Here is a 25,635-nt window from a genome sequence, read left to right on the forward strand (position 1 = left end):
CGCTGGCGAGCGGGCGAACCGGTCAACCATTACATGGCGCTGAATTCGCCGTGGGGGATCTGGCCTGTGCGCACGGCTTCGGCGGCCTGGGCGCGGACGGCGGCACGGTCAGCGGTGGACTGGTATGTCGCAACGCGCGAGCCTGCGGGTTCGGTGCTGTGGCTGCGGGCTTCCACCACGGCTTCAGCGGCCACTTCGGCGCGGGTGCGGTTGGTCTCGAACTGCAGGGCAAACTGCGAGCTGTCGGCTTCGTCGGCATGGGCACCCAGGGCGGTGAAAGCGGCAACGGCGGCAACGGAGAGGAAACGGGCGGTCTTGTTCATGATGGCAATCCTTTGAAGTGAAAAAAAGCGTCTCAAAAAACCGGCGCAAAAACCATTCTTGAGCCGGGTCGGTGAGTCGCCTTGCGGGTTCGGCTCATCGATGGGATGAACTGTACGCCGCTTGTGTTCAAAGAAAAACCACTCAGTCGCAAACTAACTGTTTCGGTATTGGGAACAATCGCCAAGACCTGCGGAGGAAAGGACCTCGGCACGGAATGACGGACGGCGCCGTGGTTTCAATCCCCCAGCAGTTCTCCCACCGCCTTCAAATCCTCGACCCGGTCGCACACGGCCTTCACGGCCATCATCACCGGTATGCCCAGCAGCAGGCCCCACAGGCCCCACAGCCAACCCCAGGCCAGCACGCTGACGAAGACGGCCACCGGGCTCATGCGGCTGGTGCGGCTGGTGAGCCAGGGGGTCAGCAGGTTGCCGATCAGCGTGTGGATCACCAGGGACGCGCCGCCGACCGCCAGCGCCATGTCTATGGTGCCGAACTGCAGAAAGGCGACCAGTGCTGACGCGCCCGTGACCAGGGCAGAGCCGATGTAGGGCGCCAAGTTGAGTACCCCTGCGGCCACGCCCCAGACGGCAGGGTTTTCCAAACCCAGAGCCCAGTAAGCAAACCCGGTGGCCAACCCCGTCAGCACGCTGGTGAACACCTGCACCAGCAAATATCGTTGGATGTTGTTGGTGATGTCTTCCAGCACATGGATGGTGATCTTGCGGCGCTCCAGCGTGGTGCCCGCGATGCGTAGCAGCTTGGTGCGAAACAGATTGCCCGAGGCCAGCGCGAAGTAGGTCAGGAACACCACCACGGTCATCTGGCCCAGCGCCGACATCAGGCCCATGGTGCCGCTCCACAGGTAGTCGCGGATGTTGAAAGGCGGGCGCTCGACGATGACGCGCTGGACGCCGCGGCGCGTGGGTGCCGCAGTGGTGTTGTCGCTGGCAGCCTGCTCGATGTGCGTTGCGGCCTGCTGCACGGTTTCCAGCGCGCTGGGTCCGCGGCTGCGGGCTTTAAGGTTGTCGCGCACCTTCTTGGCGGCCACGGGCAGCGAATCGACGAGCTCCGCAGCCCCGTCGCTGAGCGACCAGGCGGATGCGGCCAGTCCGCCGACGATGGAGATCAACAGTACGCCGGCGCCCACCCATCGGGGCACGTGCCAGCGCTTGAGCCCCTCCACAGCCGGGCGCAGCGCGATGGTGAGCAGCAGGCTGAGCATGATGGGAATGAACACCGCACTGGCCCAGTGCAGCAGCGCCACAGCGGCGAACAGCGCCAGCATGGCCAGCGAGACGCTGCGCACGTCCACCGGCATGTGCAGCATCAGCGGCCCGGCAAAGGGCGATGCGGTGAGGGCGGGATCTGCGGGGGCAGAAGATGTGGTGCCAGAAGCTGGCTCGGGCTCCGCGCTGACTGCAAACGGTTCCGGCGCCACCGGTTCTGCAGGGCGGGCGGGTGGGGCGGGGGGCAGGGGAGGGGCGGCGGGTTCGGGCGGCGGCGCAATCATGCGCGGATTGTGCGGCAGTGTGTGGGGGTATTTCTGTAGGCGGCCTGCCCGTGGGGCCTGCCCGTGCGCGCGAAGTGCGCTGCAAACCCGCCCCTGTTCGGCCGATGGCCCCGGCCCGCGCGGCATAGCATGTGGCCCATGCAATCTGATCCTGTAGCCCCCCGTTGCCCCGGCCGTGTGGGCGTTGCCCGCTGGCGTGCGGCGACAGCGGCGCCCCTGCTGGGCCTGGCGCTGCTGGGCGCGGGCTGCGCCGGGCTGGATGTGCCGGAGGACAGCCGCCATGCGCCTTCGTCGCAGAAAACCCTGCGGGCCGTGCACCACTGGGACGTGCTGGCCCAGGACATGGCCAGCCGCATCGCCGACAAGACGCGCGACTGGCCAGCGGGCCAGCATCCCATCTATGTCGCGTCCAAGGCCGACACGCGGTTCAACCACGGCTTTCGCAAACTGCTGATGGCGCGGCTGGCCGACTTGGGCGTGACGGTATCGACCGAACCTACCACTGCTGTGCACTTGGTGGTGGAAGCCCAGGTGGTGCAGCACCTGCAGCCGCAATCCAGCGTGCTGCACTGGGTGCCCCTGGCTTCGGGCGTCAGCGTGGCGCGCGATGGCGTGCATTTTCATGGGGCCCACTCTTTCAGCCCGCCGGGTCTTTCAGGCACTCTGGGTGCTGCCGCCCATGCCAACGGCGTGGCCACGCCGGCCGAAACGCAGGGGCCCGCCCAGCCTGCGGGCGAGCGTGAAGTGATCGTGGCGTCCGGCAGCGCGTTTGGCGCGGCGGTGGCGGCCATGGCCCCCGCTGCGACAACATCCACGTCGGCTTACGAGCCTGCTGCCTCCACCATCCGCCGCGCCCCTCCTGCGCCGGAGACCCCGGTGGTCTATCCGCAGCCGGGTGTGCCTGCGCGGTCCGAGTTGCTGGTGACGGCATCGCTGGAGAGCGGCGGGCGTTACCTCGCGGGCACGTCGGACGTGTATTCGCTGGCGCACGACGATGCGCTGCTGTATCTGGCCCCCGAACCCCGCCTGCCCGGCCCGCCGCCTGCGGCCCTCAAGACCTGGCGGGTGGTGAGCCCATGGTGACGCGTCTCAACACCCTGCGGTGGCTGGCCACCGCCGCCGTGGCTGCGTCCACGCTGCATCTGGCGGGCTGCGCGTCAAGCTACTACTACGGCGAAGCGGCTGGTGGTGGCGCCGCGGGCGCTGCGCCGCGCACTTCGGTCATCCACGCCAACCACCATGCGGCCGACATGCTGCTGCAAAACGCACCGCTGGACGGCCAGCACGCGGTGCTGGTAGCCACGTTGGTGAATGTGGATCGGCTGGGCGAGTCATCGCGCCTGGGTCGGATTTTTTCTGAGCAGATTGCCGGCCGGCTCGTGCAGCGCGGCCTGCCGGTGACCGAGCTCAAGCTGCGCGAGACGGTGATGATTCAGCGCGAACAGGGCGAGCTGCTGCTGTCACGTGAGCTGCGTGAGTTGAGCCGGTCTCACGATGCGCAGGCCGTGGTGGTGGGTACCTATGCTGCGTCGGCCACGGTGCTGTACGTGAGCATCAAGCTGGTGAAGCCCGAGGGCAATGTGGTGGTGGCAGCCCACAACTACGCGGTGCCCATGGATGACAACGTGCGGGCGCTTCTGGCCGGGCGGTAGGCGGTTGCTGCATTAGCAAAAAGAGACCGGGCATGCGGTCTCTTTTGCGGTCTGGCTATTCAAAAATGATAGCTGCCAGCGCTTGCTGATTAAGCGCTAGGCCCCGATTTTGCTTGAAATTGCTTGTTGGTGGGGCTGGCGGCGGCACGGTGCGGCATCAGTGCAGCATCAGTGCACCCGCCGACTTGCTCTTGCCAGCGCGTGCGGGCGGGTTGCACAGGCCGCAGGTGAAGTGGCGGTTTTCGTACAGCTCGGTGACGAACTGGCCGCTGCACTGGCTGCACTTCGTGCGCGTCAGCATGCCGGCGTCCACAAACTTCACCAGACGCCAGGCGCGGGTGAAGGACAGCAGCGGCTCGATCTCGGCGGTGGCCACCTGCTCGTTGTAGAGGCGGTAGGCCTTGGTCAGCAGTTCCACCGAATCCAGGTCCACGCCCTTGGACAGGTATTCGTAGATGTTCAGGAACAGCGAGCTGTGGATGTTCTCCTGCCAGGTCAGAAACCAGTCGGTCGAGAAGGGCAGCTGGCCCTTGGACGGCGACTTGCCAGCGATCTCCTTGTACAGCCGGATCAGGCGTTCATACGACAGCGTGGTCTCGGACTCCAGCACCTGCATGCGTGCGCCCATCTGGATCAGCATGGCGGCGCGTTCGATCTGCTTCGATTCGTTCAGAACGCTCTTGGCGGGGGCTTTGGCAGCGGAGGTGGTGGACATGGCGGGCTTTCAGGCGGCAGGGTGAAAACGAGGGCGGTACAGGCCGGTACAGGGCGGACCGAGGTTCAGAGCACTTCCGACACGCGGCTGGCCATCAGGATGTTTGCGTGCAGGGTGTTGGTGGCATCGTTGCCCACCTTCTTGGCCGAGTGGTTGGTCAGCAGACTCCACACCAGGTTGTCGTCCACACGGAAGCTGCACAGAAGCGTGTTGCGGGAGGCCAGCTTCATCACCTGCGCTGCAGACAGCGAGGCCAGGATGTCGGCAGATTCTTCGTTCATGCCCAGCCGGAACACGGCTTCCGCCTTGTCCTGGCGAATCAGGGTCTGGGCCAACATCAGGTACGTCAGGTTGGCTTCGCGGATTTCAGCGAGGAGTTGTTCGTTGGTCATGGCAGCTTCCTTTTTTCCAGTTCCGGGCCTGCGTTTCCTGCCGATTGCAGGTGTTGCGTGATCCGTTGAAATGGATTGTGAAACCGCCCCAATCAGAAATTAAGTCGGGGTTTGGCTGCGCAGTGTGTCTGGTTCTGCGGTGCGCCATGTAGGAATTTGCCTTACACGCGCATCAGGTGCCGGCCGGCATATCAGGCGGGCGGGCTTGCTGTGCCGCGCGGCGCAACCCGCCCGTTTCTGCTCATGGTTTTGATAGCACCCTCAAAACCATCTTTTTTGCGCTTTTGCCACTGGTGCGGGTGGTGTGGGTGTGTTTCCAGCCCTTTTTTCATCGCCGGGCCGCCCCAAAATGAAAAAACGGCCCCTCGGGGGGCAGCGACCACACGCAATGGGGAGCGTGGGGGCTATTTTTCATCGCCGGGCCGCCCCAAGATGAAAACGGCCCCCTCGGGGGGCAGCGACCACACGCAGTGGGGAGCATGGGGGCTATTTTTCAACCGGCCGGGCGGGGTCGCTGCACCACTCGCTCCAGCTGCCGGCAAACAACGCCGTGGGGCCCAAGCCGGCCACTTCCATGGCCAGCAGGTTGGGCACGGCGCTCACGCCGCTACCGCACTGATGCACGACGGTGGCCGGGTCGCGCCCGGCCAGCAGGGTTTCAAACTCGGCGCGCAGCTGCTCTGCGGGCTTGAAGCGGCCATCTGTGCCAATGTTCTCGGCAAATGGCCGGTTGAGCGCGCCGGGGATGTGCCCGGCCACCGGGTCGAGCGGCTCCACCTCGCCACGGTAGCGAGCGCCTGCACGTGCGTCGATCACTGTCTGGCCCGGTTGCTGCAGGTGAGCTAGCACGTCACCGGCCGTCGCCAGCCGACGCAAAGGCGCGCCCAGCTGGAAGTTGGACTGGAAGTGCGCGGGCTCGTCGCCACTGTTGACCGCGCCGCCGGCTGCCTGCCAGGCCTGCAGGCCGCCGTCCAGCACGGCCACGGCATCGTGGCCCGCCCACTTGAGCATCCACCACAGGCGCCCGCAGTAGTTGGCGCCCTGCCGGTCGTACACCACGGCCTGCATGTTGTTGGCAAAGCCCACGCTGGACAGCCACATCGCAAAACGCTCCCGGCTGGGCAGCGGGTGGCGGCCACCGGACGCGGGCTGGTCGGCCTCTTGCGCCGTCACAGTGCCGCCTGCGCCGGGGGCGCCGTGCTTGGCGCTCAGGTTGGTATCGAGGTGGGCATAGACCGCACCGGGAATGTGGGCCTGTGCGTACTGCTGCGCACCGGCTGCGGGCTGCATGAGTTCGAAGCTGCAGTCAAACACCATCAGCGGTGCGCCGCTAGCGATGAGGGACTGGAGCTCTGGGGCGGAAATGAGGGTGGTGTAGGTCATGGTGTGGCGGCGGCTGGAAGGCAAGCGCGATGAGAGGGGAGTCGCTGCATTGTGCGCATGAGCGGCGGCGGGTGTGAAGGCCCAGTGCTGTGTCTGCGCAGCGGACTTTGCATCTCAATGTTCCTCGGCCGGGGTACCGGGCGCCGCCCGCGCCCGGAGCACGGTGGCAACGATGCCGCTGCCCACGATGAGCACCATGCCCAGCCAGGCAATGGGCGGAAGCTGGTCGCCAAACAAAGCCACGCTGTAGATGGCCGCGAACACAATGCCTGAATACTGCAGGTTGGCCACCACCAGTGTGCCGCGCTGGCTCTTGGCGCTGGCATAGGCGCGCGTCATGCACAGCTGGCCGCCCGCAGCAAGCACACCGATGGGCAGCAGCCACAGCGCCTGCCAGCCCGGCCAGTCCGACACGCCGGTGAACACCATGGCACCACCACCGGCGACGGCGGACCCCACGGCAAAGTAGAAAACGGTGCGCGATTCGGGTTCGCCCAAGCGGGACAGGGCCACCACCTGCATGTACGCAAATGCAGCCGAGAGGCCGGACATGAGGCCGATCATCCCGGCGAAGGCCTGGTTTTGGTCCAGGCTGGGGCGCAGCATGAGAACCACACCCACAAAGCCGGTCAGCACCGTCAGTACCAGCGGCCCCTGCAGCGCGGGCCGCGGTGCGGCCGCCGAGGGCCTCCAGGCCAGCAACGTGCCGCCCACCAGGAAGGCGGCAATCCACACGCTGCTCATGTAGTTGAGCGTCATGGCCGTGGCCAGCGGCAGGTGGGCGATGGCGTAGAACCACGCACCCAGCGAAGCCACCCCCACCAGGCTGCGCCAAGCATGCATGCCGGGGTAGCGCGTGGCCAGCGTCACCTTCTGCGAACGCGCCAGCATCCACAGGATGCCCATGCCGATGATGCCGCGGTAGCACACCAGTTCGGCCGAGTTGAAGAAGTCCGAAGCGATCTTGACGCACACGCCCATGCTGGCAAACAGGAACGCGGCCAACACCATCCAGAGGGCTTGCATCGGGTTGTGATCTTTATGACATGCACCTGCGGTGCAGAAATGAAAATAGCCGGAGGCGCTTATTTTTTAAGCACTTCCAGCTATTGTAATGAGAGCAGGCTGAGGCATGCCTGCAGATTGGCGGGATTTTTCCGCCGTATTTAGCGCTTTGCTGCGTTGGTGCCCAATGCCTCACTACCCATGGCTTCCCGGTACCACTCGTGAAAGTGCTGCATGCCGTCTTCCATGGGGCTCTGGTAAGGGCCCACTTCGTTGTCGCCGCGCGCCAGCAGAGCCTTGCGGCCAGCGTCCATGCGTTCGCCGATCTCGTCGTCCTCGATGCAGGTTTCCATGTACGCGGCCTTCTGCGCCTCGACGAATTCGCGCTCGAAGGCGGCGATCTCCTCGGGGTAGTAGAACTCCACCATGTTCAGCGTCTTGGTCGGGCTGATGGGGTGCAGCGTGGACACGGTGAGCACATGCGGATACCACTCGATCATGATGTGCGGGTACAGCGTGAGCCAGATGGCGCCGTATTTCGGCGGCTTGCCTTCGCGGTAGTCCAGCAGCGCCTTGTGCCAGCGCTCGTACACCGGGCTGCCAGCCTTGCCAAGGCGGTTGGCCACGCCCACGGTCTGCACCGAGTAGTTCTTGCCGAACTCCCAGCGCAGGTCGTCACAGGTGACGAATTGCCCCAAGCCTGGGTGGAACGGGCCGACGTGGTAGTCCTCCAGATAGACCTCGATGAAGGTCTTCCAGTTGTAGTTGCACTCGTGCAACTCTACGTGGTCGAGCACGTAGCCGTCAAAGTCCAAGTCGGCGCGCGGCCCCATCTGGGCCAGGTCGGCGGCTACGTCGTAACCGTTGTCTTCGAACAGCAGACCGTTCCACTCGCGCAACTGGTAGTTGTTCAGGTTCAGGCACGGGTCGTGCGCAAAATGCGGTGCGCCCAGCAGCTCGCCCTGGGGGCTGTAGGTCCAGCGGTGCAGCGGGCACACAATGTTGCCGCCCGCATGCCCCTTGCCCTGGCCTTGCAGCGAGCCTTTGCCCTTGAGCATGACGGCCTGCCGGTGGCGGCAGACGTTGGATACCAGTTCAATCCCGCACTGGGCATTGCGCACCAGGGCGCGGCCCTCGCCCTCCTGGGGCAGCGCGTAGTAGTCGCCCGCATGGGGCACGGCCAATTGGTGCCCCACATAGCGGGGCCCGCGCTGGAAGATGGTCTCCAGCTCGCGCTGGAACAGCGCTTCGTCAAAGTAGCTTGAAACTGGTAGTTGGCTTGCAGCCTGCTGCAGTTGAAGACTTAAATCAGACATGGGTGACCTGACCTAAAGACTCCCCACAGGGAGGTGCGCCGGGGCGCATCTGGAAAAAGAAAACCGGCTAGGGTGGGTAGCCGGCTCGACGGGAATGGGATTATAGGCGGTGGGGTTATTCCCGCACCCCCGCTACGTGATTAGGCCGCGTGTGCCATTGCGGCTGGGGCGGGCCGGGGTCGGTGCAGGCACCTCGGTGCTGCGCCTAAAATCGGCGGTTTTTCATCCGCGCCCAGCGCCCTGCCCATGCCCAAGGCTCCCGCAACCCCCGCCTTACCCGCCCAACCTGCCAGCTATGAGGCGGCGCTGGAGGAGCTGGAGCAACTCGTGGCCCGCATCGAATCGGGCCAGTTGCCGCTGGACCAGATGCTGGCGGGCTACCAGCGCGGCGCCACGCTGCTCGCGTTCTGCCGCCAACGGCTCGAAGCCGTGCAGGACCAGATCAAGGTGCTGGATGAGGGCCAGCTGCAACCCTGGACACAGGAATGAGCGCCGTCCCCATGCATTTGAATTCCGCTTTTGACACCGGCCCCTGGAGCCGGAACCACCTTGCCCGCGTGGAGCAGGCCTTGTCGCAATGGGTGGGCGTGGACGCACCTGCCGGCCTGGGCGACGCCATGCGCTACGCCGTGCTGGACGGTGGCAAGCGGCTGCGCCCGCTGCTGGTGCTGGCGGCGCACGAGGCCGCCCGCAGCGCTGCCGAAAACGCGGATGCCGCAGCACAGCGCGCCATGGACGACGCCGCCTTGCGTGCGGCCTGTGCTGTGGAACTGATCCACGCGTATTCGCTGGTGCACGACGACATGCCCTGCATGGACAACGACGTTCTGCGCCGGGGCAAGCCCACGGTGCACGTCCAGTTTGGCGAGGCCGCGGCCCTGCTGGCTGGCGATGCGCTGCAAGCGTTTGCGTTCGAGCTGCTGACGCCCGGAGATTCGGACATCCCCGCAGCCGCGCAGGCCGCCTTGTGCCGCCTGCTGGCGCGTGCGGCCGGCTCGGCGGGCATGGCGGGCGGCCAGGCCATTGACCTGGCGAGCGTGGGCGTGGCGCTGACGGAAGACCAGCTGCGCCGGATGCATCTGCTCAAGACCGGGGCGCTGCTACAGGGCAGCGTGCTCATGGGGGCGGTCTGCGGCCAGGCATCGCCCACCGCCTACCAGGCCTTGTCGGACTACGGCGCGGCCATGGGTCTGGCCTTCCAGGTGGTGGACGACATCCTCGACGTGGTGGCCGACTCCGCCACCCTGGGCAAGACGGCCGGCAAGGACGCGGCGGCCGACAAGCCCACTTATGTATCCTTGCTGGGCCTGCAGCAGGCCCAGGCCTATGCGCAGGACCTGCTCACGCAGGCCCACGCAGCCCTCGCGCGCAGCGGCCTGCCCGACGCCCGCCCGCTGGCGGCCCTGGCGGACATGGTGGTGCAGCGGTCGTACTGATGCGATGCCGCTGCTTCGCACGAACGTCACCTTGCCCAGCCTGCGTGCAGTGGGGCGGTGTGCAATAAAAATGCAAGTAAAACTGGCCGCTAGCGCTTATCCAATAAGCGCTGACAGCTATTAAAAAGATAGTAAATGTCCACGACTTCCTACCCCCTGCTGCAGACCATCAACGATCCGGCCGACCTGCGACAGCTGTCGCGTGCGGACCTGAAAGTCCTGGCCGCCGAGCTGCGGGGGTTTGTGCTGGACAGTGTCTCGCAGACCGGCGGGCACTTGAGTTCCAACCTCGGCACGGTGGAATTGACCGTGGCCCTGCACCACGTCTTCAACACCCCCGAAGACCGCCTGGTGTGGGACGTGGGTCACCAGACCTACCCGCACAAAATACTGACCGGCCGCCGCGACCGCATGCACACGCTGCGCCAGTTGGGCGGCATCTCGGGCTTTCCGCAGCGGGCCGAGAGTATCTACGACACCTTCGGCACGGCGCACTCCAGCACCAGCATCTCGGCCGCGCTGGGCATGGCCCTGGCCGCCCAGCGCAAGGGTGAGAACCGCCATGCGGTGGCCATCATCGGCGACGGCGCCATGACGGCCGGCATGGCCTTCGAGGCGCTGAACAACGCCGGTGTGGCCGACTGCAACCTGCTGGTCGTGCTCAACGACAACGACATGAGCATCAGCCCGCCGGTGGGCGCGCTGAACCGCTACCTGGCGCAGCTGATGAGCGGGCAGTTCTACGCCAAGGCGCGCGACGTGGGCAAGAGCGTGCTCAAGAACGCGCCGCCGCTGCTGGAGCTGGCCAAGCGCTTTGAGCAGCAGGCCAAGGGCATGGTGGTGCCAGCAACCCTGTTCGAGAAATTCGGCTTCAACTACATCGGCCCCATCGACGGGCACGACCTCGACTCGCTGATCCCCACGCTGGAAAACATCAAGGGTCTCAAGGGCCCGCAGTTCCTGCATGTGGTCACCAAAAAAGGCCAGGGCTACAAGCTGGCCGAGGCCGACCCGATTGCCTACCACGGACCCGGCAAGTTCGACCCCAGCGTGGGCCTCACCAAGCCCGCCACGCCGCCCAAGCAGACCTTTACGCAGGTGTTCGGCCAGTGGCTGTGCGACATGGCCGCGCACGATGCGCGCCTGGTGGGCATCACGCCTGCCATGCGCGAAGGATCGGGCATGGTGGAGTTTGAAAAGCGCTTTCCAGACCGTTACTACGACGTGGGCATTGCCGAGCAGCATGCCGTCACGTTTGCCGCGGGCATGGCCTGCGAAGGCGTCAAGCCCGTGGTGGCCATCTATTCCACCTTCCTGCAGCGTGGCTACGACCAGCTGATCCACGACGTGGCGCTGCAGAACCTGCCCGTGGTGTTTGCGCTGGACCGCGCAGGCCTGGTGGGGGCCGACGGAGCGACGCACGCAGGCGCATACGACATTCCCTTCGTGCGCTGCGTCCCCAACATGAGCATGGCCTGCCCTGCTGACGAGCGCGAGTGCCGCCAGCTGCTGTCCACCGCCTTCGCGCAGAACCACCCGGTCGCCGTGCGCTACCCGCGTGGCAGTGGCGCGGGCGTGGCGCCGCTCGCCGGGCTGGACGCGCTGCCGTTCGGCAAGGGTGAGGTTCGCCGGGAGCGCCAGGGCACGGACACCAAGGCCCCGCGCGTCGCCATCCTGTCTTTCGGTAGCTTGCTATACCCCGCGCTGGAAGCAGCCGAATCGCTCGACGCAACGGTGGTCAACATGCGCTGGGCCAAGCCTGTGGACGAAGCCCTCCTGCGCGATGTGGCCGAGCGCCATGATGCGCTGGTGACGTTGGAAGACGGCGCGGTGATGGGCGGCGCAGGCAGCGCGGTGACCGAAGCGCTGAACGCTGCGGGCATCGTGCGCCCCGTACTGCAGCTGGGCCTGCCCGACGTGTTCATCGAGCATGGCGATCCTGCCAAGCTCATGGCCCTGCAAGGTCTGGATGCCAAGGGGATCCGTGCGTCCATCGAGGCGCGTTTTCTGTCGGCGGCGGCGCCGCAAGTGCGGGCCGCCTGAGGGGCTGGGTCCCCGCAGCGGCCGGGCAGGGCCAGGCCAACCGAGTTGCAATCACTGCACCAACCAGGCGCAGTCGTTCAGCGGTATTGGGTGTGGCGCGGGGGACTCTTACAGGCCCGCTCAATGCCCCGGTACGCACTGTCGCGCAGATGCTTGCAGAAGCCTGAAGTCTTGTAGAAGACGCGGATTTTTCGCGGGAAAACCCCCAAAAGTCCGCTGGGGCATGTTTCTACAATGAACCCGGCTGAAACAGTCCTTGGCCCGCCGTGCACAACGCGTGCGCCCAAGTTTTCCAATCAATATATCGGAGAGAACCTCATGGATCGTCGTTCAATCATCAAGCACGCTGGCATCGCTGGCGTGCTGGCTGCAGGCGCTGCGCCCGCTGTCCACGCGCAGGCCGCCGTTCGTTGGCGCCTGGCCTCCAGCTTCCCCAAGTCGCTGGACACCATCTATGGCGGCGCTGAGGTTTTCGCTAAGGCCGTGAAGGCCATGTCTGGCGGCAAGTTCGAAATCTCCGTGCATGCTGGCGGCGAACTGATGCCTCCCTTCGGCGTGGTGGACGGCGTGCAAGCCGGCACCGTGGAAATGGCCCATACCGTGCCGTACTACTTCTACGGCAAGAACCCCGCCTTCGCGCTGGGCTCGGCCATTCCCTTCGGCTTCAATGCCCGCCAGATGAACGCGTGGATGATGCACGGCAACGGCCGCAAGCTCATGAACGAGTTCTACAACGGCTACAACATGACCAGCTACGCTGGTGGCAACACCGGCACGCAGATGGGTGGCTGGTTCCGCAAGGAAATCAAGACCGCTGCCGATTTCAAGGGCCTGAAGATGCGCCTGGGCGGCGGCCTGATCGGCGAAGTGATGCAGAAGCTGGGCGCCGTGCCCCAGAGCATCCCCGGCGGCGAGGTGTACCAGTCGCTCGAAAAGGGCACCCTGGACGCAGCCGAGTGGGTGGGTCCGTACGACGACCAGAAGCTGGGCTTCAACAAGGTCGCTCCGTTCTACTACTACCCCGGCTGGTGGGAAGGCGGTCCTGAAGTGGACTTCTTCATCAACAACAAGGCGCTGGAGTCCCTGTCTGCCGAGAACAAGGCCATCGTGGAAGCGGCTGCGGCCTTTGCCCACACCGACATGCTGGCCAAGTACGACGCCCTGAACCCCGGCGCGCTGAAGCAACTGGTGGCCGCCAAGACCAAGGTGCTGCCCTTCTCGCAAGCCGTCATGGACGCGTCCTTCAAGGCCTCCATGGAAGTCTTCGCCGAGAACGATGCCAAGAGCCCCGAGTGGAAGAAGATCTACGCCGACATGCGCACCTTCCAGCGCGACCAGATCCTCTGGTTCCGCTTTGCGGAAGCCCGCTACGACACCTTCATGTCGGCACAGAAGATCTAAACATCTTCCTTCAGCGCCAATGCAGCGGTCGCATGCTGCCTTGGCAGTGCGACAGAAAGCCCGCCCGGTTCGCCCGGCGGGCTTTTTTGCGTTTGAGCGTGGTGGTTGAAGAAGCGTGTAGTGTGCGTGCCGCGGTCAGGGCGCACTGGGCCGTGTCAAGGCATGGGGGCTCTCCAAAGATCGTCTTAGGACCTTCGCGCGGTACTGGTCAAGCATGGCCCGAACGCGTGTGCGGATTGCAGGGGCAATTTAGTGGCGTTGCGAGCCACCCTTTCCCGCTACGCAGGGTGATGCGCGGCAGCGCGCGGTGGCCTTTGCGGTCCCGCCAGTGGTGGGGCGTGCTTCATCCCAAATGGTCCTGCAGAGTACTGCGATCGCCCCAGGCCTGCCCTCCGCTCCCAAGTCCCCCCGCCCTTGGGTCAGACCCCATGTAAAAAGCCCCCGGGCAGGAGGCCTGCCAGGGGGCTTTGGGGGGTGGCGTATCGCGGCGTAAGCCGCCGTCGCTTGCCTTGGCTCCGTTCTAGTTCTTCTTCTCGCCCGCCATCGAGTCCTGCAGCGCCTTCAGCGGGTCCACTTCTTCGGAGGCGGCCGGGGCATCCATATCGGCAGCGGGGTCGCTGGCCGCGTCAAGCGACGGGTCGGGCGGAGGCGTCAGGTCGCCGCCCATGCTGTTCAGGCGCTGCAGCACGTCTTCCTCGCTCATGGCCTCGCCGTGGTCGATGTTGCCGGTCACCAAGCCCGGGTTGGCCATGATGATGCCCACCATCGCCAACTGGATGAAGATGAACGCGATGGAGCCCTTGTAGATCTCGGTGGTGCTCACCGCGCGTATGGGCGCCCCGGTCACCCGGTCCTTGTAGTCCTTGCGCGGCGCTACGCTGCGCAGGTAGAACAGCGCAAACCCGAACGGAGGCGTGAGGAAGGACGTCTGCAGGTTCATGGCGATGATCACGCCGAACCAGATCATGTCGATGCCCATTTTCTCGGCCACGGGCACCAGCAGGGGCACCACGATGAACGCGATCTCGAAGAAGTCGATGAACATGCCCAGGATGAAGATCAGCAGGTTGACCACCAGCAGGAAGCCGATCTGGCCGCCGGGCACCTTGTCGAACAGGTGTTCCACCCAGAAGTGGCCGTCGGCCGCGTTGAAGGTGAAGCTGAACACGGTGGACCCGATCAGGATGAACAGCACGAACGACGCCAAGCGGGCCGTGTTGTCCATGGCTTCCTGCATCAGCGTCCAGCTCAGGCGCTTCTTGATCATGGCCAGCACCAGGGCGCCCACCGCACCCATGGCACCGCCTTCGGTGGGTGTGGCCACGCCCAGGAAGATCGTCCCCAGCACCAGGAAGATCAGGATGAGCGGGGGCATCAGCACAAAGGTCACCTGCTCGGCCAGGCGCGACAGCAGGCCCAGGCGCGCGATGCGGTTCAGGATGGAAAGCACCAGCGCGGTCAGCGAGGCCAGCGTCATCGACAGGATCACGATCTCGTCGCGTGGCGAAGGCATGCTGCGCTCCAGCCAGCGGGTCATCAGTGTGTCGTGCACCTGCGCCCAGCCAAAACCCACGGCCGCGCAGATCAGCAGCAGCACCAGCAGCGACTTGTGACCGGAGTTGCCATTGGGCTCGCGGTAGATGCGGGCTTCCGGCGGCAGTGCGGGGGCCCACTTGGGCAGGAAGATGGCAATCGCCACCACGAACAGGATGTACAAGCCCACCAGCATGAAGCCAGGCAGCAGTGCGCCGGCATACAGGTCGCCCACCGAGCGGCCGAGCTGGTCGGCCAGCACGATCAGCACCAGCGACGGCGGAATGGCCTGGGCCAGCGTGCCCGAGGCCGTGATGGCGCCCGTGGCCAGCACCCGGCTGTAGCCGTAGCGCAGCATGATCGGCAGCGAGATCAGGCCCATGGAGATCACCGCCGCGGCCACCACGCCTGTGGTGGCGGCCAGCAGCGCGCCCACCAGTATCACGGCAATCGCCACGCCGCCGCGCACGGGGCCGAAGATCTGGCCCACGGTCTCCAGCAGGTCTTCGGCCATGCCGGACTTCTGCAGGATGATGCCCATGAAGGTGAAGAACGGGATGGCCAGCAGCGTATCGTTCTGCATGATCCCGAAGATGCGCAGCGGCAGTGCCTGGAACAGCACGGAAGGGAACAAGCCCAGTTCAATGCCCAGCCAGCCAAAGCCCATTCCGGCTGCAGCCAGCGCAAAGGCCACCGGAAAGCCGGTGAGCAGCAGCAGCAGCAGGCCGCCGAACAACAGCGGAACGAAGTTTTGGGTCAGAAAGGTCGCGAGCATGGCTTAGCCTGCCTTGGGAGATGGGATGGTGTTCTTGGCATCGGCTTCGAGCTGCGCGGCCATGGCTGCGGCCAGCTTTTCTTCTTCCGACGGCTCGTTATCGTGCGACAGCGCGTCCGGCCCCTGGCCGCGCAGGAAGGCCACGCGCTTGATCAGCTCGGACACGCCTTGCAGCATCAACAGCGCAAAGCCCAGCGGGATGAGGCCGTAGGCGGGCCAGCGCACCAGGCCGCCCGCGCTTTGCGACATTTCGCCCGATTCCCAGGCCCGCACGAACAGCGGCCAGCCCAGGTCGATACAGATCCAGCAAAACGGAAACAGCACCACCAGAATGCCCACGATGTCGATCCAGTTGCGCGTGCGTGCCGACAGGCGGGACGCGATGAAGTCGATGCGGACGTGGGCGTTCTTGAGCAGGCAGTAACCCGCGCCCAGCATGAATACGGCGGCAAACAGATACCACTGCACTTCGAGCAGTGCGTTGGAGCTGGTGTTGAATGCCTTGCGCACGACGGCATTGCCGGCGCTGATGAGGGTGGTGGCCAGGATCAGCCACATGCTGAGCTTGCCGATGCCAGAGCTCAGCCAGTCAACGGCCCTGGAAAATTTGAGTAATGCCTGCATGGTGTCTCCAATGGAAAGGCGTGCCGGGGGTGTGCGGTGCGGCCCGCGGATCTGCGCAGGCCGCCCAACCAACTTTTTCAAGGGCGCGATTCTACGGAGCAGTCTAGGCAGAGCCTGACGGCAGCGTGACGGGGCTATCCCTAGGCTGATGCTGAACTTATTGCTCCTGATATAGGAGCAATAAGGGTTTCTTCCTAGACCATTTTTGGTGCGCTGCGACCGTTTTGCGCGGGCACGGAGGCCGTGGCTCTGGTCTGTGGGTGACGCCCCCGTGTCAGCCTGCCCGGCCCGGCCGTTCGGGTTTGCGGCGTGCAAACTTCCACCAGGGCAGCACAGTGCTCATGGCCAGCACCTCGCCGCAGTGCAGCGGCGCATACCCTGGTACAGCGGCGAGCTGAGCTTGCCATTGCGTAGTGCGCAGCAGGGTGCGCAGCGCCAGCGTGGCGGGCTGGTCCAGGCTGGCCTTGAGGCACGCCAGGTGGTAGCGCTCCTGCACCAGGGGCACAAAGTCCAGCCCGCGCGCGCGGGCCGCCAACTCGATGCCCAGGCCTGCGTCCGCTGCCCCCGCTGCCACGGCCTGGGCCACGGCGGTGTGCGAGGGTTCATGGAGCCCGTAGCCCTGCACCGCATCGGCCGCAATGCCTGATTGCGCCAGCAGGTCGTCCAGCAACACACGCGTGCCGCTGCCCAGCGGCCGGTTCACAAACCGTGCGCCGGTGCGCACTACGTCGGCCAGCGTGCGCAGCCCCAGCGGGTTGCCATGCGCCACCATCAGGCCCTGCGTGCGTTGCGCAAAGCCGATGAGCTTGTGCAGGCCCGGCTGCAGCTGGGGTTTGTAGGTGTGGGCCGTCAGCGATTCGGCACCGGCGTGCTCGACCGTGTGGAACCCCGCCAGCGTGCACCGTCCCTCGTTGAGCGCGCGAATGGCGTCCACGCTGCCCACAAAGCGGATGTCCAGGTGCAGCGGGCTGGCACTGCCCGGCTGGGCTGCATGTGCGCGCAGTGTGGCCAGCGCGTCATCGTGGCTGGCGTAAAGCGTCAGCACGTGGGCATCGGGGTCAAAGGCCACGGCAAACGCGCGTTCCAGGTCGGCATGCAGCGCGGCAATCTGCGGAGCCAGCCGCGCCTGGGCCTGGCGTTCGGCCCACAGCAGCTTGGTGCCGAACTCGCTGAGCTGGGCCGACTGTCCCTTGCCCCACACGATGAGCTCGCCGCCCAGCTGTTCCTCCCACCGCTTGAGCGCGCCCCACACATGGCGGTAGGAAAGGTCCAGCCCGCGCGCTGCACCCGAGATGGAACCGCGTTCTGCCACGGCCTGCAGCAACTCGGGCAAAGGGTTGCGGATGAGGGCGTTGCCCGCATCGCGGCTGAGTGTGTAGTGGAGCTGGACCCTATGCACGAGATTACATATCGCTGGTTATTCAGTGGGTGCCTACGATAGCCCAAACCTGTGCGCCGCACGGGGCGTCACCTTGGTCTGTTTTCATCGATGTCCACCCTCTCCGAAAGCGCGAGCACAGCGCTGCAGCTCACCCTTTCGTCCGACCCTGTGCTCTGGAGCATCGTCGGCCGGTCTTTGTCCGTCAGCGCCACGGCCTGCCTGCTGGCCTGCGGGCTGGGCCTGGTGCTGGGCGCCTGGCTGGGCGTGGCGCGCTTTGCCGGGCGTGGCGCCGTGCTGGCGGTGCTCAACACCTTGCTGGCCGTGCCATCGGTAGTGATCGGGCTGCTGGTGTACCTGCTGTTGTCGCGCAGCGGCCCGCTGGGCGCGCTCGGCTGGCTGTTCAGCTTCAAGGCGATGGTGCTGGCGCAAGCGCTGCTGGTTTTGCCCGTGGTGACTGCGCTCACGCGCCAGGTGGTGGAGGATGCCGACCGCGCGCATGGCGAACAACTGCGGTCACTGGGCGCTGGGCCACTGCTGCGCAGCCTGCTGCTGGCGTGGGACGAGCGCTATGCGCTGCTCACCGTGCTGATCGCATCGTTCGGCCGCGCCATTTCGGAAGTGGGCGCGGTGATGATCGTGGGCGGCAACATTGACGGCTTCACGCGCGTGATGACTACCGCCATTGCGCTGGAGACCAGCAAGGGCGACCTGCCGCTGGCGCTGGCGCTGGGCCTGATTCTGCTGGCCGTCGTGCTGGCGCTGAACGTGCTGGTGGGCCTGCTGCGCCGCTGGCGCGAGAGGGTGGACGGTGCCGCCAGCAGCACGCCGGTGGGGGTCGCGGCATGAGGGCCCCTGGCACCGTGGTCGCCCCCTGGGCAATGCTGGACGGCGTCACCGTGCGCTATGGCCGCGTGCAGGCGCTGACGGACATCCACCTCATCATCCAGCCCGGCGAGCGCGTGGCCCTAGTAGGTGCCAACGGCAGCGGCAAGAGCACCCTGCTGCGCGTCCTGCATGGCTTGGCCGATGCACAAGGAGGCGGACTGCATTGCGACCCCAGCATGCGCCAGGCCATGCTGTTCCAGCGGCCCCACATGCTGCGCACCAGCGCGCAAAACAATGTGGCGCTGGCGTTGTGGCTGCGCGGCACCCGCTGGCGCGAGGCGCGGGCCCAGGCCCTGCCGGCCCTGGCACGCGTAGGCCTCGCAGACTTGGCTGCGCAGAACGCCCGCACGCTGTCGGGCGGCCAGCAGCAGCGCCTGGCCCTGGCGCGGGCCTGGGCCAGGCGGCCCGATGTGCTGCTGCTCGATGAGCCCACCGCCAGCCTCGACCCGCACGCCAAGCGCGAGGTCGAGGCGCTGATGGCCGACTTCGCCGCCAGCCACGGCAGCGCCGGCCCCGCGCACCCGGTGACCATGGTCTTCAGCAGCCACAACCTGGGCCAAGTCAAGCGCCTGGCCAGCCGCGTGATCTACCTGGAGCACGGCCGCCTGGTGGCCGACCTGCCAGTGCACGATTTTTTCAACGGCCCCTTGCCGGAGGCCGCCCGTTTGTTTGTCAAAGGAGAACTGGGATGACCACGATGAAGAAGAGTTTCAAGCCTTTTAGGGCTGTAGCGCTTGTCCAGAAAGCGCTGGCAGCTACTATTTTTGTAGTATGCGGTGCTGCGCACGCGCAGAACATCACCATGGCGTCCACCACGTCCACCGAGCAGTCGGGCCTGTTCGGCTACTTGATGCCCGAGTTCAAGAAGGCCAGCGGCCTGGACGTGAAGGTGGTGGCTTTGGGCACCGGTCAGGCCCTGGACATGGCGCGCCGCGGCGACGCCGACGTGCTGTTCGTGCACGACCAGGTGGCCGAAGAAAAGTTTGTGGCCGACGGCTGGGGCGTGAAGCGCTACCCCGTGATGTACAACGACTTCATCCTCATCGGCCCCAAGGACGATCCGGTGGGCACCAAGGGCAAAGACATCGTCGCCGCGCTGCAAAAGCTGGCCGCCGCCAACGCGAAATTCGTCTCTCGCGGAGATAAAAGCGGCACCCACGCGGCCGAGCTGCGCTACTGGAAGCTGGCCGGCGCCGACACCGCCAAGGGCAGTGGCTACAAGGAATGCGGCTGCGGCATGGGCCCGGCGCTCAACATTGCAGCATCCAGCGGCGCCTATGTGCTGGCCGACCGGGGCACCTGGCTCAACTTCAAGAACCGCGCCGACATGGCCGTGCTGGTGGAGGGCGATACCAAGCTCTTCAACCAATACGGCGTGATGGTGGTGAACCCTGCCAAACACCCGCATGTGAAAGCGCAGGACGCCCAGAAGTTTGTGGACTGGGTTGTGTCGCCCGCCGGCCAGCAGGCGATTGCGGGCTACAAGATTGGTGGCGAGCAGTTGTTCTTTCCTAACGCGCAGAGGTGACCGCGGGAGCCGGGGTATAGCGTCGGGTTACGCTGCGCTAACCCGACCTACATCTGCGCCAGTTGCAGCAGGTGGGTCGGGTTAGTGCGAAGGGCGCCACCCGACAACATCGCACTCGCCGCATCAAACACATCCCCCAGCAGCAGGCAGGTCGAGGCAGCAGCGCCTCTCAGTCATCATCCCGCCGGTGGCTGCTGCGCCAGATGGCGCGCACCAGCCACAGCCCGCACACCACGGCCCCCATGAATCCCAGAAAGCCGAAGGCCGGCAGCCCGAACAGGGTGGGCCCGCCCTTCACGGTCATCACGATGGACGAGCCGATGATGAGCGCCGCAATGACCAGCGCCATGGCCAGCCGGTTGGCCGAGCGGTCGATCTGGTCGCCCACGCGCTTGAGGTGTGCCAGCTCGATGCCCACCTGCAGCTTGCCGCGGCGCGCGTTGCGCAGCAGGCGCGCAATGTCGTCGGGCAGTTGCTCCGCCGTGCTCAGCGCGCGGCGCAGGGTGCGCCAGGCGCGGCCCGCCAGGGCCTGGGGCTGGTAGCGGTTCTGCGCCATCTGCCGCAGCAGTGGAAGGGTTTCGGTGGCCATGTGAAAGCCCGGGTCCAGGTTGCGGCCCATGCCCTCCAGTGAGATGAAGGCCTTGATGAGCAGCGCCAGGTCCGGCGGCAAGCCGAGGTGGTGCTCGCGCAGGATCGTGCTCACGTCGGCCAGCATCTGGCCCAGACTCAGCTGGGCCAGCGGCACGCCGTGGTACTGGTCCACAAAGGCTTCGATCTCGGTTTCAAGCTGGCCCACGTTCAGGCCCGGGCCGTCGCCCGTCCACCCCAGCAGCACATCCACCACCGCCTGGGGCTGGTGCTGCACCAGGCCCAGCAGCAGGTGCAGCAGGTCGTCGCGGCGGCGCTCCGACAGGCGGCCCACCATGCCGAAATCGATGAACGCAATGCGGTTGCCCGGCAGATAGAACACGTTGCCCGGGTGCGGGTCGGCGTGGAAGATGCCGTCCTCCAGGATCATCTTGAGCATGGCCTGCGTGCCGCGCCGCGCCAGCAGGGCGCGGTCGAAGCCCGCGGCGGGCGTGAGCGCGTGCAGCGCGTGGCCGGGCACGCCGCAGATGAAGTCCTGTACGTTGATGCGCTCGCCCGTGTGCTCCCAGTGCACGCGCGCGATCACGATGTGCGGCAGCCCTGCCAGGTTGGTGGCTATGCGCTCCGCCTGGCGACATTCGCCCGCCAGGTCCAGCTCGCGCCGCAGCGAGCGCGCAAACTCGCGCACCAGCGCCTGTGGCTGGTAGGGCTTGAGGGCGGGCAGTTCGGCCTCGGCCAGCGCGGCCAGCCGCTGCAGCAGCCGCAGGTCGGCCTCGATGGTGTCGGCAATGCCGGGGCGGCGGATCTTCACGATCACCTCGGTGCCGTCGTGCAGGCGCGCGCGGTGCACCTGGGCGATGGACGCGGCGGCCAGCGGTGTGGTGTCGAAGCGGGCGAACACCGCTTCGGGCTCGCCGCCCAGGTCCTCGCGCAGCTGCGGGCGCAGCACGTCGATGGGCAGGGCTGGCACCTGGCTGTGGAGCTTTTCAAACTCCATGATCCATTCGGGACCAAACAGGTCGGCCCGGCCCGCCAGGATCTGGCCAAACTTGACGAAGGTGGGCCCCAGCTCTTCCAGTGCCATGCGCACCTGCGCTGGGGGCTCCACACGGGCCAGTTCGGCCGCCTGGGGCCAGTGCAGCGCCTGGCCTGCGCGCTCTAGCCGGTCGGCCAGACCCATGCGGCGCACTGTGTCGCCAAAGCCATGGCGCACCATCACACCCAGAATTTCTTTCAGGCGACCGAGGTCGCGCGCGGTGTCCAGCGTCTCGATGAGCATGATGGGCGGATCATAGTGCGCCGAACCTGCGCTGCCTGTGTGCGAGGTCCAGTGGCGGCATGGCGCATCAGCCGCGCGGCGCCCATGGCACGGGCGCCAATGCCGGGACGGGATCGTGGGGCAGGGGCGCGCGCGGCGCCAGCAGGGCTGCCTGCAGCGCGGCGCGCTGCGTAGGCATCTGGGTTTGGACCCAGGCAGGAATCTCGGCCGCCGGGAGGGGCTTACTGTAGACATAGCCCTGGATGCAGTGCAGCCCCAGCGCGGCCAGCGCCTGCAGCTCCTGCACAGTCTCTACCCCCTCCACCACCACCGTGAGGCCAAACTCCTGCGCCAACGCGGCCAGGTGCCGCAGCAGCGACTGGCGTCGCCTGTCCTGCGCTAGGCGGCGCACAAACAGGCGCTCGCACTTGATGCCCGCGATGGGCAGGTCGGCCAGCATGCCCAGCGACGAGTAGCCCGCGCCGAAATCGTCCATCAGCACCGCCACGCCCCGGCGACCGAGGTCGTCGATGGCGGCCACCATCTGTGAGCCCAGGGCGATGATGGCGTGTTCGGTCATCTCCAGCTTCAGCACCTGGGGGGAGAGGGCGCGCGCAGCCAGCTCGCCCTCCAGCCAGGGCGCAAAGCCAACGTCCAGCAGCGTGATGGGCGCCACGTTCACGCTGATGGAGGCGCCCTGCACGCCCGTCTGCTGCCAGGCCTGCACACAGTCGAGCGCGTTGCGCAGGATCATGCGGTCCACCTCGGCCGTCTTGCCCTGCAGCTCGCATACCAGCAAAAAGGTCTCGGGGTGGATGGTGCCCAGCACCGGGTCCGTCATGCGCAGCAGCGCCTCGAACTGGATGCCGCGCTGCTGCATATCCACAATGGGCTGGAAGTGCAGGGCCAGCCGCTCGGGTCGCAACAGGGTGGACAGGTGGTCGGCAATCAGCGAAAGCTCCATGTCGCGCGCCGCGTTCTGCGCCATGTTGGACACGCGCATCAGCGACAACCCCCTGCGCAGCAACTGCTGGCGGCCAGCGTCCCAGCGCATGTTGCTCATCTGCTCCACAGCCACCGCGATGGCAAACAACAGCAGGATCACCAGCAGTGCGATGCCGTCCGAGTCGCCAGCCGGGTCGCCAAGCTGCAGCGGAAACGTGTTGATCAGCAGCCAGTGCAGCAGCAGGATGGCGCCGCCGCACAGCAGCTTGTCCTGCCAGGTCTGTTGCCGAAAGTGGGGCGTGAGCACGCTCATCTTGGCCGAGCGGTGTCGCACCGAGGTGTAGGTGGCCAGGCCCACGGCCGTGACCATGGACAGCACGATGGCCAGCCAGTTCACCTGCGCAAAACTGTGCACATGCCCGCGCGTGATGGTGAAGTGCGCCGCCAGCATGCCCGCCGCCAGCCACACGCCGGCCACCACGATGCGCCGCTTGCTGGCGCTGGTGCTGAGGGTGGGAATGGTCAGCCTTGCGCTGACGGCCATGATGAGCAAGCCGCTGAGCGCGGGCAGCAGCTCCAGCACATGGTGAGCCAGCTCCGCATACATGAACAACCCCACCACATCCAGTGCCCAGACCACGCAACCCACACACAGCGCCGCGTGCGACGCACTGATGCGGCGGCTGGAAGGGTCTACCGAATACGCGGTGTGTTCCACCAGCCGCTGGCACACATGCACCACCAGCGTGGCAAAGCCCCAGAACAGAATGCTTTCAAGCAGCGGCGGAAACGCCACCGCAAACCCCTGGGTGACGTGATGCCAGATTGATGAACCCATGTATGCGCACTCCCGCCCTTGTGTGGGCGGTGATGATACGGGTCCAAATTGCAGAGAACCTTACACACCTATCCTTCAGTGCAGACACGGTTGCGCCCGGTGGCCTTGGCGCGGTACAGGGCGGTGTCGGCCCGCTTCAGTGTGGCGTCGATGTCCGCGTCGTCGGCGTGCCACTGGGCCACGCCTACCGACACGGTGACCTGGGTCGCGCGGCCATCGCGCAAGGTCACGGGCGCGGCCTGCAAGGCGGCGCGGATGCGGTCGGCGGCATGGGCCGCCTCCGGCAGCGGCGTTCCGGGCATGAGCACGGCAAACTCTTCGCCGCCCAGCCGCGCGGGAACATCCACGGTGCGCAGCTGCGCAGCCAGCAGCCGGGCCAGTTGGCGCAGCACGTCGTCGCCCCCGGCGTGGCCGTACTCGTCATTCACCTTCTTGAAGAAGTCCACGTCCAGCATGAGTACGCAGAAGGGCTGGCCGCTGCGCAGGCTGCGCGCGATTTCGTACTCCGCCTTTTCGTAGAAGTCGCGGCGGTTGCTCAGCTCGGTCAGCGCATCGCGGCGGGCCATGCGCTCCAGCTGCGCCTGCACGCGCTTTTTCTCGGTGTGGTCGAACACGGTGGAGCGGCTGGCAATGAACTGGCCCGACGCGTCGTGGATGGCCGTGGCGCTCAACAGGATGGGCATAGCGCCGCCCGCAGCGGTCTGCAGCTCCATCTCCAGGTCCTTGATGTGCCCGTCCCGCATGAACTGCGGAAAGCGGTCCTGAAAGATCAGGCGGCTGGCCGGCGTCAGAAAGTCTGTGTACGAGCGGCCCTGCACCTTGGCCAGAGGCAGTCCCAGCCACTGCAGCTCGGTCTGGTTCATGCGCAGCACGCGGCCTTCGCGGTCCAGCGAGTGGTAGCCGCAGGGGGCGCGGTCGTACAGGTCCTGCACCTGTTCGCGCGCGGTCACGGCCACGTCGCGGTCGCCGCGCATGGCGGCCTCGCTGCGTTGGGTGGCGAGGAACTGCTGGGCGATGTCGGCCAACTCGGCGACCCGCAGCGTGACGGGACGGCGCTGCGCGCTGTGGCTGCCGTGCACGGTGCGGGCTACGGCCTCCATCTGGCGCAGCAGGTATTGCGAGAACGCCAACGCTGCCACCAGCGACAGGCCCAGCCACAGCAGGCCCAAGCCCGCCATATGCCACAGCATGGCTGTGACCGGGGCGTGCAAAATGGTTTGCGGCACGGCCATGCCCAGGTACCAGTCAAAGCCGAACACCGGCCGCACGCGGTTGATGGTGGGAATGCCTTCCAGCGATGCACCCAGAAACGCCCGGGCCGTACCCTCGTTCATGCCCTGGCGGAAGGACGCGCTGACGGGGTGCCCCACGTACCGGGCGGGGTCGCGGCTGCGGGCGACCACCATGCCCTCGGCGTCACCAATGCTGGCGATCCAGCCTTCCGGCAGGCGCGCTGGTGACACCAGCCGGTTGAGCGATTCCACAGTCACGATGCCGCGCAGCGCGTGCGTGGCTGCGCCGCCGCGCACCAGGGGCACCGTCAGCGCAACCACCTGCCCGGTGCCCTCCGGCGAGGTGAAGGGACCGGAGACGCCGGGGCTTTGTGTGCGCAACGCCGGTTCCAGGCCGCGCGGGGCGTTCAGCGGCATGCCGGAATGACCCAGCGACTCAGTGGTCTGAAACAGAAGCAGGTCCTGCGTGACCAGCGTGATTGCGTGGATGCCCGAGCCGCCTTGCACCACACGCTGCGCGTGTGCGTACAAACCGGGCACATCCAGCGCCAGGGCAGCGTCCGATGCGGCCAGCGTGTTGAGTGCGCCCAGCGTTCCCTGCAGCTGCTCGGCCACGGCATGGGCCAGCTCGTCGCTGCGCCGCTCCAGTTGCTCCACCAGGGCCCGCTGCTGGAATTCCTTGTACTCCCGCACCACCAACAGGGCAAACACCAGCAGCGGCAGGGTGGTCAGCAAACACAGGCCCAGCAGCCACGTGCGCAGGCTCAGGCGCAGAGCAGGCAACTGCGGTGGCGACGGTGGCGGGGGCATGGGCGACAGCGTAGCCGCTTTTCACGGCCGTCGGAATCTGCGTGTGTGCGCCATTGCA

At 66.3% G+C, this 25,635-nt stretch carries 22 protein-coding genes; 9 read left to right on the forward strand and 13 right to left on the reverse strand.

The window, feature by feature from the left end:
- Window positions 1-29: 29 nt before the first annotated feature.
- Together ACK4HJ_RS15000 and ACK4HJ_RS15005 are read right to left on the reverse strand one after the other, a co-directional pair.
- Entirely contained in the window at window positions 30-323 is a 294-nt protein-coding gene (locus ACK4HJ_RS15000; protein WP_409833046.1) for a DUF4148 domain-containing protein, read from the reverse strand.
- A 236-nt stretch (window positions 324-559) separates the two neighbouring features.
- Entirely contained in the window at window positions 560-1,837 is a 1,278-nt protein-coding gene (locus ACK4HJ_RS15005; RefSeq protein WP_409833048.1) for an AI-2E family transporter, read from the reverse strand.
- A 138-nt stretch (window positions 1,838-1,975) separates the two neighbouring features.
- On the opposite strand from ACK4HJ_RS15005, the gene ACK4HJ_RS15010 reads away from it, so the two are divergent.
- Window positions 1,976-2,920: a hypothetical protein gene (locus ACK4HJ_RS15010; RefSeq protein WP_409833050.1), complete on the forward strand. Its 945-nt coding sequence runs from the start codon at window positions 1,976-1,978 to the stop codon at window positions 2,918-2,920.
- Window positions 2,914-3,489, forward strand: a complete 576-nt coding sequence (locus ACK4HJ_RS15015) for a FlgO family outer membrane protein (RefSeq protein ID WP_409833052.1) — start codon at window positions 2,914-2,916, stop codon at window positions 3,487-3,489. Before ACK4HJ_RS15010 ends, ACK4HJ_RS15015 begins: the two co-directional genes overlap by 7 nt.
- A gap of 157 nt (window positions 3,490-3,646) precedes the next feature.
- Here ACK4HJ_RS15015 and flhC read toward each other — a convergent pair whose 3' ends face one another.
- The 5 genes from flhC to ACK4HJ_RS15040 form a co-directional block, all read right to left on the reverse strand.
- Window positions 3,647-4,204, reverse strand: coding sequence for a flagellar transcriptional regulator FlhC (gene flhC / locus ACK4HJ_RS15020; protein WP_409833054.1), 558 nt, complete (start codon window positions 4,202-4,204; stop codon window positions 3,647-3,649).
- Window positions 4,205-4,269: 65 nt separating this feature from the next.
- A complete protein-coding gene (gene flhD, locus ACK4HJ_RS15025; RefSeq protein ID WP_409833056.1) occupies window positions 4,270-4,596 on the reverse strand; it encodes a flagellar transcriptional regulator FlhD in 327 nt (108 codons plus the stop codon).
- Between the two features lie 486 nt (window positions 4,597-5,082).
- Complete coding sequence (locus tag ACK4HJ_RS15030) at window positions 5,083-5,979, reverse strand: sulfurtransferase (RefSeq protein WP_409833057.1); 897 nt, start codon at window positions 5,977-5,979, stop codon at window positions 5,083-5,085.
- Window positions 5,980-6,093: 114 nt separating this feature from the next.
- A complete protein-coding gene (locus ACK4HJ_RS15035) occupies window positions 6,094-7,005 on the reverse strand; it encodes a DMT family transporter (RefSeq protein WP_409833059.1) in 912 nt (303 codons plus the stop codon).
- A gap of 140 nt (window positions 7,006-7,145) precedes the next feature.
- On the reverse strand, window positions 7,146-8,300 hold the full coding sequence (locus ACK4HJ_RS15040; protein ID WP_409833061.1) for an aromatic ring-hydroxylating oxygenase subunit alpha: 1,155 nt from the start codon (window positions 8,298-8,300) through the stop codon (window positions 7,146-7,148).
- Window positions 8,301-8,546: 246 nt separating this feature from the next.
- On the opposite strand from ACK4HJ_RS15040, the gene xseB reads away from it, so the two are divergent.
- From xseB to ACK4HJ_RS15060, 4 genes are all read left to right on the forward strand, one after another.
- Window positions 8,547-8,789: an exodeoxyribonuclease VII small subunit gene (gene xseB, locus ACK4HJ_RS15045; protein ID WP_409833063.1), complete on the forward strand. Its 243-nt coding sequence runs from the start codon at window positions 8,547-8,549 to the stop codon at window positions 8,787-8,789.
- Window positions 8,786-9,736 carry a polyprenyl synthetase family protein gene (locus tag ACK4HJ_RS15050; RefSeq protein ID WP_409833065.1) on the forward strand — a complete coding sequence of 317 codons (951 nt, stop codon included), beginning with the start codon at window positions 8,786-8,788 and terminating at the stop codon, window positions 9,734-9,736. Before xseB ends, ACK4HJ_RS15050 begins: the two co-directional genes overlap by 4 nt.
- 135 nt (window positions 9,737-9,871) lie before the next feature.
- Complete coding sequence (gene dxs, locus ACK4HJ_RS15055; RefSeq protein ID WP_409833067.1) at window positions 9,872-11,779, forward strand: 1-deoxy-D-xylulose-5-phosphate synthase; 1,908 nt, start codon at window positions 9,872-9,874, stop codon at window positions 11,777-11,779.
- A gap of 318 nt (window positions 11,780-12,097) precedes the next feature.
- The gene (locus ACK4HJ_RS15060) at window positions 12,098-13,180 is read left to right on the forward strand and encodes a TRAP transporter substrate-binding protein (RefSeq protein ID WP_409833069.1); all 1,083 of its coding nucleotides are present in this window, start codon (window positions 12,098-12,100) and stop codon (window positions 13,178-13,180) included.
- 520 nt (window positions 13,181-13,700) lie between these two features.
- On the opposite strand, the gene ACK4HJ_RS15065 is transcribed toward ACK4HJ_RS15060, so the two are convergent.
- The 3 genes from ACK4HJ_RS15065 to ACK4HJ_RS15075 form a co-directional block, all read right to left on the reverse strand.
- Window positions 13,701-15,488: a TRAP transporter large permease subunit gene (locus ACK4HJ_RS15065; RefSeq protein ID WP_409833071.1), complete on the reverse strand. Its 1,788-nt coding sequence runs from the start codon at window positions 15,486-15,488 to the stop codon at window positions 13,701-13,703.
- Between the two features lie 3 nt (window positions 15,489-15,491).
- The gene (locus tag ACK4HJ_RS15070) at window positions 15,492-16,112 is read right to left on the reverse strand and encodes a TRAP transporter small permease subunit (RefSeq protein WP_409833073.1); all 621 of its coding nucleotides are present in this window, start codon (window positions 16,110-16,112) and stop codon (window positions 15,492-15,494) included.
- A gap of 274 nt (window positions 16,113-16,386) precedes the next feature.
- On the reverse strand, window positions 16,387-17,511 hold the full coding sequence (locus tag ACK4HJ_RS15075) for a substrate-binding domain-containing protein (protein WP_409833075.1): 1,125 nt from the start codon (window positions 17,509-17,511) through the stop codon (window positions 16,387-16,389).
- Window positions 17,512-17,601: 90 nt separating this feature from the next.
- Between ACK4HJ_RS15075 and ACK4HJ_RS15080 the strand changes: the two genes are divergently transcribed.
- From ACK4HJ_RS15080 to ACK4HJ_RS15090, 3 genes are read left to right on the forward strand one after another with little or no spacing between them, the layout of a single operon-like run.
- Window positions 17,602-18,339 carry an ABC transporter permease gene (locus ACK4HJ_RS15080; RefSeq protein WP_409833077.1) on the forward strand — a complete coding sequence of 246 codons (738 nt, stop codon included), beginning with the start codon at window positions 17,602-17,604 and terminating at the stop codon, window positions 18,337-18,339.
- Window positions 18,336-19,070 (forward strand): phosphate ABC transporter ATP-binding protein, encoded by a 735-nt coding sequence (locus ACK4HJ_RS15085; RefSeq protein ID WP_409833079.1) that lies wholly within the window; start codon window positions 18,336-18,338, stop codon window positions 19,068-19,070. The genes ACK4HJ_RS15080 and ACK4HJ_RS15085 overlap by 4 nt, the downstream gene beginning before the upstream one ends.
- A 5-nt stretch (window positions 19,071-19,075) precedes the next feature.
- Window positions 19,076-19,906 carry an extracellular solute-binding protein gene (locus ACK4HJ_RS15090; RefSeq protein ID WP_409833203.1) on the forward strand — a complete coding sequence of 277 codons (831 nt, stop codon included), beginning with the start codon at window positions 19,076-19,078 and terminating at the stop codon, window positions 19,904-19,906.
- A gap of 169 nt (window positions 19,907-20,075) precedes the next feature.
- Here the strand turns inward: ACK4HJ_RS15090 and ACK4HJ_RS15095 are convergent, their stop codons facing one another.
- The 3 genes from ACK4HJ_RS15095 to ACK4HJ_RS15105 all read right to left on the reverse strand — a co-directional run bounded on the left by ACK4HJ_RS15095 (window position 20,076) and on the right by ACK4HJ_RS15105 (window position 25,577).
- Entirely contained in the window at window positions 20,076-21,773 is a 1,698-nt protein-coding gene (locus tag ACK4HJ_RS15095) for an ABC1 kinase family protein (protein WP_409833081.1), read from the reverse strand.
- A gap of 67 nt (window positions 21,774-21,840) precedes the next feature.
- Window positions 21,841-23,535, reverse strand: coding sequence for an EAL domain-containing protein (locus tag ACK4HJ_RS15100; protein ID WP_409833083.1), 1,695 nt, complete (start codon window positions 23,533-23,535; stop codon window positions 21,841-21,843).
- 68 nt (window positions 23,536-23,603) lie between these two features.
- Entirely contained in the window at window positions 23,604-25,577 is a 1,974-nt protein-coding gene (locus ACK4HJ_RS15105) for a diguanylate cyclase (RefSeq protein ID WP_409833085.1), read from the reverse strand.
- Window positions 25,578-25,635: the final 58 nt, after the last annotated feature.

Source organism: Acidovorax sp. (assembly GCF_046294525.1).
Lineage (GTDB): Bacteria > Pseudomonadota > Gammaproteobacteria > Burkholderiales > Burkholderiaceae_C > Acidovorax.

Excerpts from the sequence above, each read along its gene's own strand:
- ACK4HJ_RS15000 (WP_409833046.1), bottom strand. The coding sequence starts at position 323 with ATGAACAAGACCGCCCGTTTCCTCTCCGTTGCCGCCGTTGCCGCTTTC.
- ACK4HJ_RS15005 (WP_409833048.1), bottom strand. The coding sequence starts at position 1,837 with ATGATTGCGCCGCCGCCCGAACCCGCCGCCCCTCCCCTGCCCCCCGCC.
- ACK4HJ_RS15010 (WP_409833050.1), top strand. The coding sequence starts at position 1,976 with ATGCAATCTGATCCTGTAGCCCCCCGTTGCCCCGGCCGTGTGGGCGTT.
- ACK4HJ_RS15015 (WP_409833052.1), top strand. The coding sequence starts at position 2,914 with ATGGTGACGCGTCTCAACACCCTGCGGTGGCTGGCCACCGCCGCCGTG.
- flhC (WP_409833054.1), bottom strand. The coding sequence starts at position 4,204 with ATGTCCACCACCTCCGCTGCCAAAGCCCCCGCCAAGAGCGTTCTGAAC.
- flhD (WP_409833056.1), bottom strand. The coding sequence starts at position 4,596 with ATGACCAACGAACAACTCCTCGCTGAAATCCGCGAAGCCAACCTGACG.
- ACK4HJ_RS15030 (WP_409833057.1), bottom strand. The coding sequence starts at position 5,979 with ATGACCTACACCACCCTCATTTCCGCCCCAGAGCTCCAGTCCCTCATC.
- ACK4HJ_RS15035 (WP_409833059.1), bottom strand. The coding sequence starts at position 7,005 with ATGCAAGCCCTCTGGATGGTGTTGGCCGCGTTCCTGTTTGCCAGCATG.
- ACK4HJ_RS15040 (WP_409833061.1), bottom strand. The coding sequence starts at position 8,300 with ATGTCTGATTTAAGTCTTCAACTGCAGCAGGCTGCAAGCCAACTACCA.
- xseB (WP_409833063.1), top strand. The coding sequence starts at position 8,547 with ATGCCCAAGGCTCCCGCAACCCCCGCCTTACCCGCCCAACCTGCCAGC.
- ACK4HJ_RS15050 (WP_409833065.1), top strand. The coding sequence starts at position 8,786 with ATGAGCGCCGTCCCCATGCATTTGAATTCCGCTTTTGACACCGGCCCC.
- dxs (WP_409833067.1), top strand. The coding sequence starts at position 9,872 with ATGTCCACGACTTCCTACCCCCTGCTGCAGACCATCAACGATCCGGCC.
- ACK4HJ_RS15060 (WP_409833069.1), top strand. The coding sequence starts at position 12,098 with ATGGATCGTCGTTCAATCATCAAGCACGCTGGCATCGCTGGCGTGCTG.
- ACK4HJ_RS15065 (WP_409833071.1), bottom strand. The coding sequence starts at position 15,488 with ATGCTCGCGACCTTTCTGACCCAAAACTTCGTTCCGCTGTTGTTCGGC.
- ACK4HJ_RS15070 (WP_409833073.1), bottom strand. The coding sequence starts at position 16,112 with ATGCAGGCATTACTCAAATTTTCCAGGGCCGTTGACTGGCTGAGCTCT.
- ACK4HJ_RS15080 (WP_409833077.1), top strand. The coding sequence starts at position 17,602 with ATGTCCACCCTCTCCGAAAGCGCGAGCACAGCGCTGCAGCTCACCCTT.
- ACK4HJ_RS15085 (WP_409833079.1), top strand. The coding sequence starts at position 18,336 with ATGAGGGCCCCTGGCACCGTGGTCGCCCCCTGGGCAATGCTGGACGGC.
- ACK4HJ_RS15090 (WP_409833203.1), top strand. The coding sequence starts at position 19,076 with ATGAAGAAGAGTTTCAAGCCTTTTAGGGCTGTAGCGCTTGTCCAGAAA.
- ACK4HJ_RS15095 (WP_409833081.1), bottom strand. The coding sequence starts at position 21,773 with ATGCTCATCGAGACGCTGGACACCGCGCGCGACCTCGGTCGCCTGAAA.
- ACK4HJ_RS15100 (WP_409833083.1), bottom strand. The coding sequence starts at position 23,535 with ATGGGTTCATCAATCTGGCATCACGTCACCCAGGGGTTTGCGGTGGCG.
- ACK4HJ_RS15105 (WP_409833085.1), bottom strand. The coding sequence starts at position 25,577 with ATGCCCCCGCCACCGTCGCCACCGCAGTTGCCTGCTCTGCGCCTGAGC.